This window comes from Methanomassiliicoccus sp., from assembly GCA_033485155.1.
In the GTDB taxonomy this organism is placed as follows: Archaea; Thermoplasmatota; Thermoplasmata; order Methanomassiliicoccales; family Methanomassiliicoccaceae; genus UBA6.
Genome location: JAWQJJ010000008.1, coordinates 108,923 through 122,581, shown reverse-complemented (window position 1 = coordinate 122,581; position 13,659 = coordinate 108,923). Strand labels below are relative to the sequence as shown.

Genomic DNA, 13,659 nt, shown 5'->3' with positions numbered 1-13,659 from the left:
ATAATATTTATCCTATAAACCTTCATAGCCAGTCTCCAAAAAGGTGCGAAAAAGTAGGTTATTAACGCTATTTATGGTAGATAGCCGTTCTTGACTGGCCCTCTACTCTAAAAAATGGTAACCGATAAATTGGTCATCAATACATTTATTGATGAACTGTATTCTCGTGATGGTTGGAACTTATGTCCTTGTTCGGTTCATCGGGCATCAGAGGCGTGGTGGGTCAGGATTTCACCGTTGACCTGGCGGTAAACATCAGTGAGGCCGTAGGAAGCCTACACAGGAGCATCGTTCTCGGTCGGGACACGAGGACCAGCGGCCCGATGGTGGCCCAGGCCCTCATCGCCGGAGCGACGTCCCTGGGCGCGGAGGTCCACGATGCCGGGATGGTGTCCACGCCTACCCTCGCCAGAGCGGCCTCGGAGTTCGATTGCGGCCTAATGGTCACGGCGTCCCATAATCCATCACCATACAACGGGGTGAAGATGTGGAATCCAGACGGTTCGGCCTTCGATACAGTACAGATGAACGAGGTGGAAAACAGGATCATCAACCATTCATACGAGCCCAAGGGATGGCGCCATGTCGGGTCCTGTCACAGGCTGGAGGGGGCGGTGCGGCGACACGTGGATGCGATCACCGCCTCGATCGGTGCGGCGACCTCCAGGGTCGTGCTCGATTGCGGCTGCGGGGCTACCTTCGAGGTCAGCCCTCTCACCCTGAGGACGCTGGGCTGCGGAGTGACCTCCCTAAACTGCCAGGCCGACGGCCACTTTCCCGGACGCACCCCGGAGCCGACCGAGGACCAGCTGTACGACCTAAAGGAGCTGGTGATGAGCAAGGGGGCCGATCTGGGCATAGCCCACGATGGTGATGGGGACCGCATGGTGGCGGTCGACGACAAGGGGCGATTCATCGACGGGGACCGCCTGATCGCCCTGTTCGCCACCTACCTGAAGGTCAGAGGCGTCGTCGCCCCCATGGACGCCTCCATGGTCCTGGACGACATCTCTGGCCAGGTCGTGAGGTGCAAGGTCGGCGATGTATACGTAGCCGAAGCGTTGAAGAGCAGTGGCCTGGAGTTCGGGGGGGAGCCATCAGGAACTTACATATTCCCTCAGGAAACGTTCTGCCCCGACGGCGTGTACGCCGGAGCCTTGTTGGCCAAGATGGCCTCGGAGGACCGCCTCTCGACGATGATCGATGCCTTGCCCTCATACCCGGTGCGGAGGTCGTCCCATAAGTTCGAGGCCCGCAAGCGCTCCGAGGTCGAGAACCGCCTCAGAGAGGAGTCCCAGGGCCTGGACTGCGAGAAGCTGCTCACCCTGGACGGCTACCGGGCGGAGTATCCAGATGGCTGGTTCCTCGTGCGCCTCTCGGGCACCGAGCCCAAGCTCAGGGTCACCGTGGAGGCTAGGGATGAAAAGGAGCTGGAGAGGCTCGCGGAGCTCTCTACCAGGATGGTCGGGAGGTGCCTGAAATGAAGGCCCTGGTGCTGGCCGCGGGAGAGGGGACGAGGCTACGGCCCCTTACTTCCAATATTCCCAAACCGCTGCTGCTGGTGGCAGGCCGCCCGTTCATGTCCCACGTGCTGGAGGCACTGGGGGAACTGGGCATCAAGGACATCTATATCCTGGTTGGGTGGAAGGCCAACAAGATCAAGGAATACTACGGCGACGGCTCCCGGCTGGGACTGAACATCAAGTATCTGGAGCAGAAGGAGAGAATGGGTACAGCCCATGCCATCGGTTGCGCCGAGGGCTCGATCAACGAGCCGTTCATGTGCTTGAACGGTGACGTGATCATGTTCCGGGAGGACCTCGGTTGCATGCTGGAGAAGTTCAAGGAAACGAACTCCACGGTCATGGGTGCGGTAACGGTGTCCGATCCTCAGAGGTTCGGGGTGCTGGAAGTGCACGGCGAACGGTTGCAGAAGATCCACGAGAAGCCCGAGGTCCCGCCGACCAACCTCATCAACGCCGGGGCCTTCGTCTTCAATCCCGAGATATTCGCCCGCATCCGGGCCACCCCCAAGTCGGTGCGCGGGGAGTACGAGATCACTGATACCCTGAACTCGCTGGCGGCGGAGAGCAACGTCTATGTCGAAAAGCTCACCGAGGGATGGATGGACGTCGGTCGACCGTGGGACCTCCTGGAGGCGAACGAGATCCTGATGTCCAAGCTCAAGCGGAGGATCGACGGGACGGTCGAGCCGGGAGCGGTTCTTAAGGGCGAGGTGATCGTGGAGAAGGGCGCCCTGGTGAGGAGCGGGGCGTACATCGAGGGCCCAGTATACATCTCGGAGGGCTGCGACATCGGCCCCAACTGCTACATCCGCCCGTCCACCTGCCTGGGACCAGGGGTCAAGGTCGGGGCGGCGGTGGAGGTGAAGAACTCCATCATCATGGCCAAGACCCACGTGCCCCACCACAACTACGTGGGCGACAGCCTCATCGGGGAGCGCTGTAACTTCGGGGCGGGAACCAAGGTGGCGAACCTGAGGTTCGACGATCGGACGGTGAAGGTGACGTTCAAGGGCCAGCTGATCAACTCTGGCCGGCGCAAGCTCGGAGTGATCATGGGAGATGATGTCAAGACCGGCATCAACGCCATGATCGACCCGGGGACCATCATCTTCGAGAACTCCCTCATCGGACCGGGTGCGGTGGTCCGGGGGAACGTGGGGCCGGGAAGTAGGGTACTCTAGAGGTCCACGACCTCCAACCCCACCTCCCTACCGTTCCGGTCATACGCTCTCCAAGAGCGCTTATCGAACGGCAGGCAGGTGATGATATGGGTGTTGCCGAAGTTGCCGAACAGGTGCAGATCGGCGTCCGAGGGCCGGTTCGACGGCCCGGGATGGGAGTGAACCGTGCCGACCACGCTCAGGTCGATGGGCAGCATGTGCAGTTGCATGAACGCGGAGTGCTCGTTGGAGTAGCTACCGGGAAAGAGGAGGATCTCGGTGATGACCCCATTCTCAGCCCTCAGGGCAGCCACGAACTCGTTGGGCAACGATTCCTTAGCGGCCTCGTTGACCATCTCCAGGACATCGGGGTCGATGCCCCACACCTTTCTGCGTTCGGTCAAGGGGAACACACCAGCTTCTCTCGGAGCCGGGGGTAGAAGTTCCTCTCCATGCGTACGAAGCGGCTCTTCCGTTCGGCCAGGCAGAACTCGGTCATCTCATCTCCCTCCATCGGCCTCTCCTGCTGGCCGTCGATGACGCACAGGCACGGTTTCGGCCGTGCCAGTTCCAAGCGCACGTGCGAGGATGCCGGCACCACCAGGGGGCGGGTGGCGAACTTGAACGGCGCCATCGGTGCGATGAGGAAGGCTTCCACCCGGGGGTCGATAATCGGTCCGCCTACCGACATGGCGTAGCAGGTCGAGCCGGTCGAGGTGGCGACGATGATCCCATCGGACCGGACGTCCATGGCCAGCTGATCGTCGACGTACACATTGAAATGACGGATCTTGGCGATGTGGGCGGTGTGCACCGCGGCCTCGTTGGTCGCGTCGTACAGCCTCTCGTTCCCCACCTTGGTCGCCAGCTTGGCCCGGTCCTCGATGAAGTAATCACCGGAGAGCAGGCGGTGGAGGCCGGTCCTGAGGCCTTCCTCGGTGATCTCGGTCAGGAAGCCCAGGGCCCCGGCGTTCACCCCCAGGATGGGGGCATCGGTGCGCTGCAGGGAACGGAGGATCGTTCCGTCCCCTCCCACCGTGACCAGGACGTCGATGTCCATGTCCTCTATGGGCATCCCCGGCCGGCCGAACAGCCGGGCCAGGCCGGATTCCAGGACGATGTCCTGGCCCTCCAGCTCGCTGAGCACCTGTCTGCTGACCCTGATGGCTTCGGGTATCTCCGAATTCGCCGTGAGACCGATCCTCACAATAGCACCTCCTTGGCCCTCTTGTCCCCGTAGGCCAGGAAATTGCTCCTGGCCGCCAGCTCGAAGGGCATGTCCAGGACCTTGCCGTCAAGGTCCACGATCTCCCCACCGGCCTCCCTCAGGAGGAGCGCACTAGCGGCGATGTCCACAATCCGGATGCCTTTCTCGTACGCCTCGGCATTGAAGTAGTAGGCATCGAAGCACCCTTGCGCCACCAGGGCCATCTCCAGCGACGCGCAGCCTATGGCTCTGACCCTCGAGGAGCGTTTGACCAGCTCGAAGGTGTGGGGGTGAACGAAGCGGCCAAGGTAGAAGAGCATGGCCGGCTCCGCGGTCTCGAACCTACGGACCGAGATCGGATCGCCGTCCAGGGTGGCACCCTGGCCACGGCTGGCTTTGAACAGCGCCCCGGTCACCAGGTCCAGCAGGACGGCGTGCTCCACGCCGAGCAGCGACCGCCGGCCGACCGCCAGGGATACGCTGTACATCGGGACGTTCATCGTAGAGTTGTGCGTGCCGTCGATGGGGTCCACCACCAGGGTGTCCTCGTACCCGCGGTCCACCAGGCCGACCTCCTCGCTGAGCACGTTCACCGGAAGGCTCCTCTCCTCGACGGCTTTCAGGATGACGTCCTCGGCGACCTTGTCGATGCTCGAGGTGGGCGTGCCGTCCGCTCCGATGTACAGCTCCTCCCCTCGGTCGAAGTCCTTGGGGAGCGATCTGACCGCGTCCCTGACAAGATAGGCTATCTGCTCCAGTTCCCTCAGCATCGCCGGTGTATCGCACCGCCCCCTTAATTATCTAGTGTGGCAAAATGGTTTTATGCTGGGCGTTACGTAGAACGGAACGAGGGCGAACAAGATGGAGAACAGACCTTTGATGGCTCCTCTGGTGACCATCGACCATGATCGGGAGAGATACAAGATCCAGATCGGACTGCCAGGTGTGAAGCGGGAGGGGATCGAGCTGGAGGTCACCGAGAGCAGCTTCTGCGTTCACGCGGATAGGGAGGACGCGGTCATTGCTGGTTGCTACTTCCTAGCTCACCCGGTGAACATCGAGGAGGCGGACGCGGCCTTCGACGGCAACATGCTGAACTTCGAGATCCCCTTCAAGACCCCCATCAGAGGGAGGACGGTGGAGGTCCGCGATGGTACTCTGGACTTCGCACAGGAGAATCCCCGGAGGATCGAGCTGAAGAACGGCTACGGCAGCGGAACCCAGTAGGCCATGGCCGCGAGGCCTGACGATGTTAGTATCGGCTACCAGCCCAACGGCTTGGCATGCGGCCCGTTGATCGGATGCTGGGTGGCCTTGAGGCCTGGGATTCGCATAATCTCCCTGATCCCGATGCCTGTCGGTCGCTAGGCTTGTTGGCGGCTTCGGCTCTCCCCTCATCTATTTATTCGGCGGTGCGTTCCATCGTATCGATGAGCGATTACGAGATGCACCCCGCCGGGTTCGAGGGCGTCTTCACCGACGGTGAGCGGCTGTACACCAGGAACTCCGCTCCGGGCAAGGCGGTCTACGGCGAGAAGCTCGTCCCCTGGAACGGGGCTGAGTATCGGGAATGGGTGCCGACGCGGAGCAAGCTGTCCGCCTACATCCGCTCCGGCGGGAAGTATTTCCCCTTCCGTCCGGACTCCGGGGTCCTTTACCTCGGTGCGGCCAGCGGTACGACCGCCAGCCACGTGGCGGATATCGTGACCCAGGGCACGGTGTACTGCGTGGAGATCTCCCCTCGTTCCTTCCGCGACCTGGTGCCGGTGTGTGAGACGCGGCCCAACATGGTGCCCTTCCTTGCCGATGCTACCAAGCCCCAGGAGTACTCCTTCGGGGTGTCCGGGGTGGACTTAGTTTACCAGGACATCGCCCAGAAGGGCCAAGCGCAGATCTTTCTCAAGAACTTCAAGGCCTTCGCCGCCCGGAGCGGGTTGCTGGTGATCAAGTCCCGCTCCGAGGACGTCACCCAGGATCCCCTGAGGATCTACGAGGAAGCGAGACGCCAGCTCCAGGCTGGCGGGCTCAAGGTTCGGGAGGTCGTGCGCCTCGACCCCATGGAGAAGGACCATGCCATGATTGCGGTGACTTCGCCATGAGATACGTTTACGGCATAGCGTTCCGCGGCGAGGAGTTCATCATGGTGTTCAATCCCCGCCGGGGCGGATGGGAGATGCCGGGCGGGAAGATCGAGGAAGGCGAGTCCGACCTGCAGGCGATGGTGCGGGAGTTCCGGGAAGAGGTCGGGTGGGAGTTCGTGGCCGTCGCCTCCACCGACGTCGAAGGGGTCAGTGTCTTTGCCGGGGAGCTGGGCGGGCCGGCGCCATCGGGAGAGATGGAGTGGAAGGCCTTTCGCGAACTTCCGGAGCGCCTATCCTTCCCTCTCGTGGAGTACATGCCGCTCATCGCCTGGGGCAGGGAGGCCGTGGAGCGCCACAGGGCCCTTCAGGCAGGGAGCGCGACCGCTTAAGGATTAAATACTAGGATGGGAATTGGCTTAAACCTCGCCACCTAAACGCTATTCAGTTCACAATTGGAGGTTTCATCATGGCTCGTATGCACGCCAGGAGGAGGGGCAAGTCCGGGTCCCAGCGCCCGTTGATCACTGAGAACCCGGCATGGGTCCCCCTCAACAAGGAAGAGATAGAGGAAATGGTCATCAAGATGGGGAAGGACGGTGTTCCTTCCGCTCGCATCGGCCTTCTTCTTCGCGACCAGCACGCCGTACCCGACGTCAAGCTCGCTACTGGAAGAACGGTCCTGGACATCCTGAAGGAGAATGACCTGCAGCCGACCATCCCGGACGACCTGATCGCCCTGATGAGGAGGGCTATCAACCTGCAGACCCACCTTCAGGAGAACAAGAAGGACCTCGCCAACAAGAGGAACCTTCAGATGGTGGAGTCCAAGATCCGCCGCATCGTGAAGTACTACAAGCGCGAGGGAAGCCTTCCCGCGGACTGGCAGTACTCCATAGCCAACGCCGAGCTCCTGATCGAGTGAGCGCGTATGGACCCAGGCACTCAGTTGCCTGATAAACTCCTTTCCCGCATTTCTATTGCCAAGGCGGAGCTGGAGCGTGCTTCGGAGGTCCGCCTTGTTTCTCATTACGATGCCGATGGCATATCCTCGGCTGGCGTCATGTGCAACGCCCTGATACGGGCAGGCAAACGCTTCCACGCCACCATGACTAAGAGTCTCACCGATAAGCTCATCGCCGAGGCGTCGCCAGGATGCGAGACCATGGTCTTCAGCGACATGGGCTCGTCGCATCTCGAGACCTTGGAAGGACTCAATTGCAAGGTCATCGTGCTCGATCACCATTCCCCTCAGAAGGACTCCGAGAAGGTGGTGCATGTAAACCCCCACCTGGCGGGCATCGATGGCATGACCTCGGCGTCAGCGTCGGCGGTGTGCATGCTGCTCGCCGCCAATATGGACGAACGAAACTGGGACCTGCTGCCTATCGCCTTTGCCGGGATCGCCGGCGACCGGCAGGCCATTCGCGGCCTCTCCGGTCTGAACCTGTGGCTGTTCGAAGAGGGACGAAAGCGGGGGGTAGTAGAGGTCCGCTCAGGCTCAATGCTTCCCGAGGGCCCTCTGCTAACCGGGTTGGTCGGATCGACCGACCCCTACATCATCGGGGTCTCCGGCTCCCCCGAGGGCACCAGGGCGTTGCTTTCCGAGGCAGGGATCTCCGAGGACGCGGACACCGACAAGCTGGACGTCGGCATACGGATGAAGCTGTCTTCCCTCATCGCCCTCCGCCTGACCGCCCAGGGAACGCCGATGAGCACCCTGGACGAGGTGGTGCACGAGCGGTACTTCTTTCCCCGGTGGGGCATGAGCGCCGACGCCCTGGCCGGCCTCCTGAACGCCTGCGGACGATCGAATAACGAGGGTGTGGGCCTCGCCCTATTGCTCGGCGACCCGTCGGCCATGGAACAGGCCCGAAAGCTGAGGCAGACATATGTCGACGAGGTCCAGGCTTCCCTGAGGACAGTAGTACGGAACGGGGTCGCTCAGATGGTCAACATCCAATACTTCATCAACGAGAACCTTGGCCTCTCTGGCATCCTTAGCGGGGTCACCATGCAGTACTTCGGGAACCGCGACAAGCCGACCCTGGCCCTCGCCGAGTCGGGGGACGAGATCAGGATCTCCTCCCGTGGCACCTTCGATCTCTTGGAAAAGGGCGTGGACCTGGCCGCGGCGCTAAGGGAGTGCGCGCAAAAGGTCGGAGGCGTGGGCGGCGGCCACCGCATCGCTTCGGGCGCCACGGTGCCCAAGGGCCGGGAGAAGGAGTTCCTCGACCTCGTGGATAAGATGGTCGGAGAGCAGAAGGCCCAGAAGAAGGACGCCGGATGATCAGCGCCAGGTGACGACCACTTCATCGGTCCGGTAGCGCTGGTCGACCTTGGTGTCCTCCACGGTCATGCGCACACCGGCTTTGTGCATCAGCATGCCGGTCCATGCGATCATGGCTCCGTTGTCAATGCACAGCCGAGGCTCGGGAACGAACATCTCCGCTCCCCGATCATGGGCCATCTTCGTCACCATGGCTCGAAGGCGCTTGTTCTGGACGACCCCACCGCCGAGGAGCACCTCTCTCTTCTCGATGTGCGCCATCGCCCTCTCAGTAACCTCGGAGAGCATGGCGAAGCAGGTCTCCTGTACCGAGAAACAGATGTCCTCCAGCCTCTCGCCCTTGGCCCGATGGGCGATCGCCGCGGTCATGATGCCCGAGAACGCCAGGTCCATCCCCTTCACCGAGTAGGGAAGGTCAAGCAGCTTGTCGCCCTCCAATGCCAGCTTCTCGATCTTAGGTCCGGCGTAGTAACCCAGACCGAGTTCTCGACCCAGCTTGTCGAACATGTTGCCTATCCCGATGTCCAGCGTCTCCCCGAAGATGCGGTACCGGCCGTTGGTGAAAGAGATGACCTGGGTGTTCCCGCCCGAAGCGTACAACAGCACGGGGTCGGTGCAATCGGTCTTGGCTACCCCGATCTCAAGGTGCGATATGCAGTGATTTACCCCAACGATGGGGCGGTCCAGGGATAGGGCGAGAGCGCGGGCGGCGGTGGCTACTGTCCTCAGGCAGGGGCCGAGCCCGGGACCCTGAGAGAAGCACACCACATCGACGTCCTTCATTCCGACGCCGGCGGCCTGGAGGGCCTTCCGGATGAGGGGCACGACGACCTCAGAGTGGTGATTGGCGGCCTCCCGGGGGTGGATGCCTCCCCTTTCTGGACGATACATGTCCAGCTCGTTCGCCAGCACGTTGGCCTCCTCGTCCACGATCCCCACCCCGCAGGTGTGGGCTGTGCCTTCGATCCCCAGACAGATCATGTTCTTAGGTCGCCTGCTCACGCCTTGACGCCGTTACCGGCTAGCTCGTTTAAACGGGCCATGATGGCGATGGCACCTTCAGTGACCTCGTCATCGACCACTAGGATAGGAGTGTGCTTACCCAGGATCTCATAGTACGCGGCCTCGGCTAATCCCTCGGCGGTAGAAGTGTCCACGTAGCTGACGCTCAAGCCAGCGGGGACCCTCTCCTTGATATAATCGCACTTCTGACAACCCGGTTTGGTGAAGAGTAATATCTCTGGCATCCAAATCTCAACCCCATAATGGGGGTGGGATTAATAGGTTTTCATAGCGACAGTTTTACTGGTGGGAAGCGTCGGCAGCTCTTTCCCTCGCTGATCGTAACACCAGAATATGCGAACACCGGCTGTATGGCGACCGTCGTGCGGCCTTTGCCTCAACATCCCCTTTCCGCTACCGGGAGTGAGCTCTTCATCAGGCGCATCTTCGACGATCGCTGAAATCTCTGCCCAAAGGCCGATGACCCGATGCGGGGATCGGGACGACCTGTATGGGAGCTGCAAGAAGGGCGTTCGGCACCTCTGGCCTGGCTTAGGAGAGCAAGAAGGACTCCAACGGGTTGAAGGCCGTGACCTCATCTGTCGATGGGGCGAAGGCCGATCGGCCCATAGGCCAAAGTGAGATATCTGGGCAATAGGTAAAGGATATCGCGCGGCTGAGGCTACTCAAATAGGCACACCAGGGGCTTAGCTTACTAGATCGAGCATGACCCAAGAATAATCCTCGGATGTTCAGTAACTTCTACGGCAAGATGTTGATCTAAAAATCGGTGATCTCTCCCAAGCTTGTGTAAGTGTGTATCTCTGGTCGGCATCCAGACATTTCCTGGATATCCTCGATGCACTTCCTCATCGGAACCCTGAACTCTATCGGAACGACCATGCCGAGGTGGAACCCCCTCGAAATGACATCGCTTGCCCTGATGACCGAATCCTCGGGGGAGGCGAGGCTCTCCAGCGATTCAACGATCTCATAGCCTATGAAATCATTGAATTCTTTGACGGTTATTATCGCTTCATTTTCCTTCAGAGTGTATTCGACCTCTGCGATAGGTTTTTCCTTTCTCATTTGACGACATCTCTGGGATGCCACGAGTTCGATGATAGCGAGGTTAGCCATGCCGGGGAAAACGGATTACTTCCTTATTTAATATCGGAAAGGATAATACTTACTCCGAGAGCGAGCGACCGTATTCATATTCCTCAGCTCCTTCACGGATGCGGCGAGGGATTGCTCGTGATCGCTTGCCTTTGTTCTGACGTTGGTGAAAAATAGGAAGAAAAAGAATCCTCGACCATACGGGCCGAGTTGGTTGCTGTTCATCCGCTACCGAGGAGGAAGTACAGCGAAGTTGCTTGCAGCATCCCATCGTTGAAGGGCTCAGTCCTCTTCCCTGACCGTTCCGATCTCTTCCTTCGATAGCTGATTTCGGACGGTGACTTCCTTTCCTCTCTCGGTTAGGGACCTGAGGTTGGACGCCGTGTTGGGATACGCTACGCCCTTTTCATCGACAAGTTCTGCCCTGTTGTACAGGAGGTCGATGCTATTGCTTGCTTCTTCTGGCGTCTTAAAGTCCTTCGGTTCAAAGGACTCCGAACTTATGCGTATCGGGGCCATTTGTTTCACCTCGACGTGGGCGTGCGGAGCGCATCCTTATTTGTAATTGTCTCTGAGGTGGCCGCGTGATGCCTCAATCAACCTTTTTGCTCCATGGTCGCTCAGGTTCAGAGTCCGAGGACATGGGCGGTCCATCTTCGTCAGATTACTAGATCAGGGCGTGAACGTTTCCCGAGAGTAATTTTATCCTAACAACGACGACAGCCCCAATCGCTCAGCATTTCAGCAGTTACCAGGAAGGGATTTATGATGTGATGATTTGTAATGATCAGCTGAAACGAGACTATGCGCCCTTTGTTGAACTAATCAATTCATAAGCCTTCATGTGGGCAGTACATGGATCGAATAACTTGATAGATCCGAAGGCATCTCCCCGATGAGCCAGCCGTTGGATGTGGTCTCGCTATAGAAGTAATTGCCTCCATCGTATCGTACATAGCTACCAGAATACTCGGTACCCTCAACGCCGACGGCCATATGCCCTACAGCCCCTTGTGTCGGCAACAGTTCTAGGAGAACCACACTATCATCTATTACCGGGGCTTTCAGAAGTGAGGCAAAGAGCGTGGAGTGGTCCTTGCAATCTCCGACGTCATCGACCAATGTCTCCACCGGATAACGGGGATAATCCACGTCATTGGTCGTATTCTCGTCCGTCCCGTAAGGTATGTTCTGTACGAAGGACAGGACGAATTGGGCAGTATCGTATCCGCTTGTCACAGAATCGTTCTTCAGCTCCTGAGCTATTCGATCCACGACCTCATCATTTGCCGTCACATAGGATGAGTAATCGGTGGTACGGGCCTGGTTCTTGTATTCGGCAAATAAGGGCTCGGGGATGGTAACGTTGATGGTCCAGACTGAGTTCGAATCATAGGGATATATCCATGAATAGGATGCCGAGAAATTGCCGACCGCATCCGTGATCTTCTGGCCGCCACCACTGGTATCGGTCGTGTTCAGAGATATCAAGCCGTGCGATATGGCCATTACCATGAGCAACAATACGAGTATGACCGTTATTGCGACGAAAATAACCGCACTAGCAACCCAATGCTTTTTCGGAGGCAATGAGCGCGAGCTACCGTATTGTGAACCGTCAGGGTCCGATGATGTGCTCGTTGGAATCGAAGATTTATACTGAGCATCTGGGACCGAGGGAGGCGTTGATGACGATTGCGCTGTTCCCTGAACAATTCGCGCTCCACATCTGTGACAGAAGATTGCGTGTTCTTGGACATTGATTCCACAATTAGAACAATAAGCCAATCGAGCCACCTCTGAAAGCGATTTAGTTCATGGCATTATAATAGGATTATGAATAATACCTCCTCTTTGACGACTAATAAAAAGTGATTCTAATAAAAAAGGCCATTATCTTGATCCGAAGGCAGAATGGAAACGAAAATGGAATGATTAAGAGGTTTTAGATGGTACATCAAAGTCGAACCCTGCCCCATCGAGGTGGCTGTTACCATTGATTGGCGACATTGGATAGCCAGTCACCTTATCTATCACGTAGTAGAAGCCCATCATGTAGGCATATTCGCTTCCAGCTGCTGTTAATTGCACCCTGAAGTGAAGTCCGTGTGTAATGCAATCGCCAGCATAGGACCAAGTGATGGAGTAAACCGGAGTGCTAAGGCCATTGACACTGACCATGTTGGGTTCGAGCAACGTCTCAGTGCCGGTGGAATCATTGACCAGCCACACCCTTTCAACGAACGGGAAATCGAGCACCGAGGTCACATACCCGCTGTATTGGGGATAGACGCAATGGTCGGTGAAGGTGAAGTCATAGATGCCACCTTCTGTAAAAGGGAACGTTAGATTGGTCGTCGATTCTGTCTGGAATATGGACCAACTTGCCAGAAATTGGGCCCCCTGGTTCCCTAAGACTGTATAGTTCAGGGATAACCCATCACCGATCTGCGCCCCCGTGTCCATATCGAAGGGGACGAATTTAACCTCCTGGATACCCAGCGCCCAGGTGGTCACAGCGATCGAGATATTGTGGTACGCCATACTGGACCCGTCGTAAGTCCACGTGCAGTTGGCTACCGATGCATGATCGATCAACACGCCACGGCAGCCGCCTTCGTATGGACTAAATAATGCAGTCACAGGCGCCCCCGAACCGAAGGAAGAATTGACCATGACCTTCTCGGGCGATAAGCTGTGGAAGTATGCCATGATCTCAATATGGGTTGCATTGGACTGATCAGCCACCCAGATGCTAAGGCCGCCCGCGCAGGGCTGAGCGTATCTTGGTTGCGCAAACGGATACAAGCTCATATCGCCGAATGGCAGGTTTTCAAACGTCATATTGACGCGCGGTTCACTCTTATCCACTTTCGCACTGCTGTCCGATACCGTAGGCACGGCAGCATTACCGCCATCGGGCGCAGCCGCATCGTTATTAGTTCGATCGTCACGAGAGCCATTGAAGCCGCTGGAATTACTGGAGTCGTATCCGGCCCTCTGGGCGTTCAAAAAGGTCGCTCCTGCCGCAACTCCAACCAATCCGATAACGACAACGATGACCGAGGAGATCACCAATGTCTTCTTTTCCATCTTCCCATCTCGTGGACCTTTGGTCCAAGACATGTATCCAGATCACTAGTATTTACGGCTTTATCTTTTTTGATATTTATAATGGTCTCTTTTAGACTCCCCGTTTGCTCGATGCCGTGTGAGATGTCCGATCACTATTCGTCTCTAGTTCGACCTCATGATCGCTTTAAAAAACCTATCCGAA

The 13,659-nt window shown here is 58.2% G+C and carries 16 protein-coding genes; 7 read left to right on the top strand and 9 right to left on the bottom strand.

Annotated elements, in window-relative coordinates; genetic code table 11:
* Positions 1-182 precede the first annotated feature (182 nt).
* Both glmM and SA339_11780 read left to right on the top strand, forming a co-directional pair.
* Entirely contained in the window at positions 183-1,484 is a 1,302-nt protein-coding gene (gene glmM / locus SA339_11785; GenBank protein ID MDW5563896.1) for a phosphoglucosamine mutase, read from the top strand.
* Entirely contained in the window at positions 1,481-2,707 is a 1,227-nt protein-coding gene (locus SA339_11780; protein MDW5563895.1) for a sugar phosphate nucleotidyltransferase, read from the top strand. The genes glmM and SA339_11780 overlap by 4 nt, the downstream gene beginning before the upstream one ends.
* Here the strand turns inward: SA339_11780 and SA339_11775 are convergent.
* Genes SA339_11775 through SA339_11765 form a run of 3 tightly spaced genes read right to left on the bottom strand, consistent with a single transcriptional unit; the run spans position 2,704 to position 4,663 of the window.
* A complete protein-coding gene (locus tag SA339_11775) occupies positions 2,704-3,090 on the bottom strand; it encodes a Mov34/MPN/PAD-1 family protein (GenBank protein ID MDW5563894.1) in 387 nt (128 codons plus the stop codon). The genes SA339_11780 and SA339_11775 overlap by 4 nt on opposite strands.
* Positions 3,087-3,893, bottom strand: coding sequence for an NAD(+)/NADH kinase (locus SA339_11770; protein ID MDW5563893.1), 807 nt, complete (start codon positions 3,891-3,893; stop codon positions 3,087-3,089). Before SA339_11770 ends, SA339_11775 begins: the two co-directional genes overlap by 4 nt.
* Positions 3,890-4,663: an inositol monophosphatase family protein gene (locus SA339_11765; protein ID MDW5563892.1), complete on the bottom strand. Its 774-nt coding sequence runs from the start codon at positions 4,661-4,663 to the stop codon at positions 3,890-3,892. Before SA339_11765 ends, SA339_11770 begins: the two co-directional genes overlap by 4 nt.
* 91 nt (positions 4,664-4,754) lie before the next feature.
* On the opposite strand from SA339_11765, the gene SA339_11760 reads away from it, so the two are divergent.
* The 5 genes from SA339_11760 to SA339_11740 all read left to right on the top strand — a co-directional run bounded on the left by SA339_11760 (position 4,755) and on the right by SA339_11740 (position 8,261).
* The gene (locus SA339_11760; protein ID MDW5563891.1) at positions 4,755-5,120 is read left to right on the top strand and encodes an Hsp20/alpha crystallin family protein; all 366 of its coding nucleotides are present in this window, start codon (positions 4,755-4,757) and stop codon (positions 5,118-5,120) included.
* A 203-nt stretch (positions 5,121-5,323) separates the two neighbouring features.
* Entirely contained in the window at positions 5,324-5,992 is a 669-nt protein-coding gene (locus SA339_11755) for a fibrillarin-like rRNA/tRNA 2'-O-methyltransferase (protein MDW5563890.1), read from the top strand.
* Positions 5,989-6,363: an NUDIX domain-containing protein gene (locus SA339_11750; GenBank protein MDW5563889.1), complete on the top strand. Its 375-nt coding sequence runs from the start codon at positions 5,989-5,991 to the stop codon at positions 6,361-6,363. The genes SA339_11755 and SA339_11750 overlap by 4 nt, the downstream gene beginning before the upstream one ends.
* Before the next feature lie 77 nt (positions 6,364-6,440).
* Complete coding sequence (locus tag SA339_11745; protein ID MDW5563888.1) at positions 6,441-6,896, top strand: 30S ribosomal protein S15; 456 nt, start codon at positions 6,441-6,443, stop codon at positions 6,894-6,896.
* A 24-nt stretch (positions 6,897-6,920) separates the two neighbouring features.
* Positions 6,921-8,261, top strand: a complete 1,341-nt coding sequence (locus tag SA339_11740) for a DHH family phosphoesterase (protein MDW5563887.1) — start codon at positions 6,921-6,923, stop codon at positions 8,259-8,261.
* Here the strand turns inward: SA339_11740 and SA339_11735 are convergent, their stop codons facing one another.
* The 6 genes from SA339_11735 to SA339_11710 all read right to left on the bottom strand — a co-directional run bounded on the left by SA339_11735 (position 8,262) and on the right by SA339_11710 (position 13,475).
* Positions 8,262-9,263 (bottom strand): bifunctional N(6)-L-threonylcarbamoyladenine synthase/serine/threonine protein kinase, encoded by a 1,002-nt coding sequence (locus SA339_11735; protein MDW5563886.1) that lies wholly within the window; start codon positions 9,261-9,263, stop codon positions 8,262-8,264.
* Complete coding sequence (locus tag SA339_11730) at positions 9,260-9,508, bottom strand: hypothetical protein (GenBank protein MDW5563885.1); 249 nt, start codon at positions 9,506-9,508, stop codon at positions 9,260-9,262. The genes SA339_11735 and SA339_11730 overlap by 4 nt, the downstream gene beginning before the upstream one ends.
* A gap of 535 nt (positions 9,509-10,043) precedes the next feature.
* Positions 10,044-10,403 carry a hypothetical protein gene (locus tag SA339_11725; GenBank protein MDW5563884.1) on the bottom strand — a complete coding sequence of 120 codons (360 nt, stop codon included), beginning with the start codon at positions 10,401-10,403 and terminating at the stop codon, positions 10,044-10,046.
* 261 nt (positions 10,404-10,664) lie between these two features.
* Positions 10,665-10,901, bottom strand: a complete 237-nt coding sequence (locus SA339_11720) for a hypothetical protein (GenBank protein MDW5563883.1) — start codon at positions 10,899-10,901, stop codon at positions 10,665-10,667.
* 321 nt (positions 10,902-11,222) lie between these two features.
* On the bottom strand, positions 11,223-11,903 hold the full coding sequence (locus tag SA339_11715) for a hypothetical protein (protein MDW5563882.1): 681 nt from the start codon (positions 11,901-11,903) through the stop codon (positions 11,223-11,225).
* Between the two features lie 414 nt (positions 11,904-12,317).
* Positions 12,318-13,475: a hypothetical protein gene (locus SA339_11710; GenBank protein ID MDW5563881.1), complete on the bottom strand. Its 1,158-nt coding sequence runs from the start codon at positions 13,473-13,475 to the stop codon at positions 12,318-12,320.
* Between the last annotated feature and the right edge of the window lie 184 nt (positions 13,476-13,659).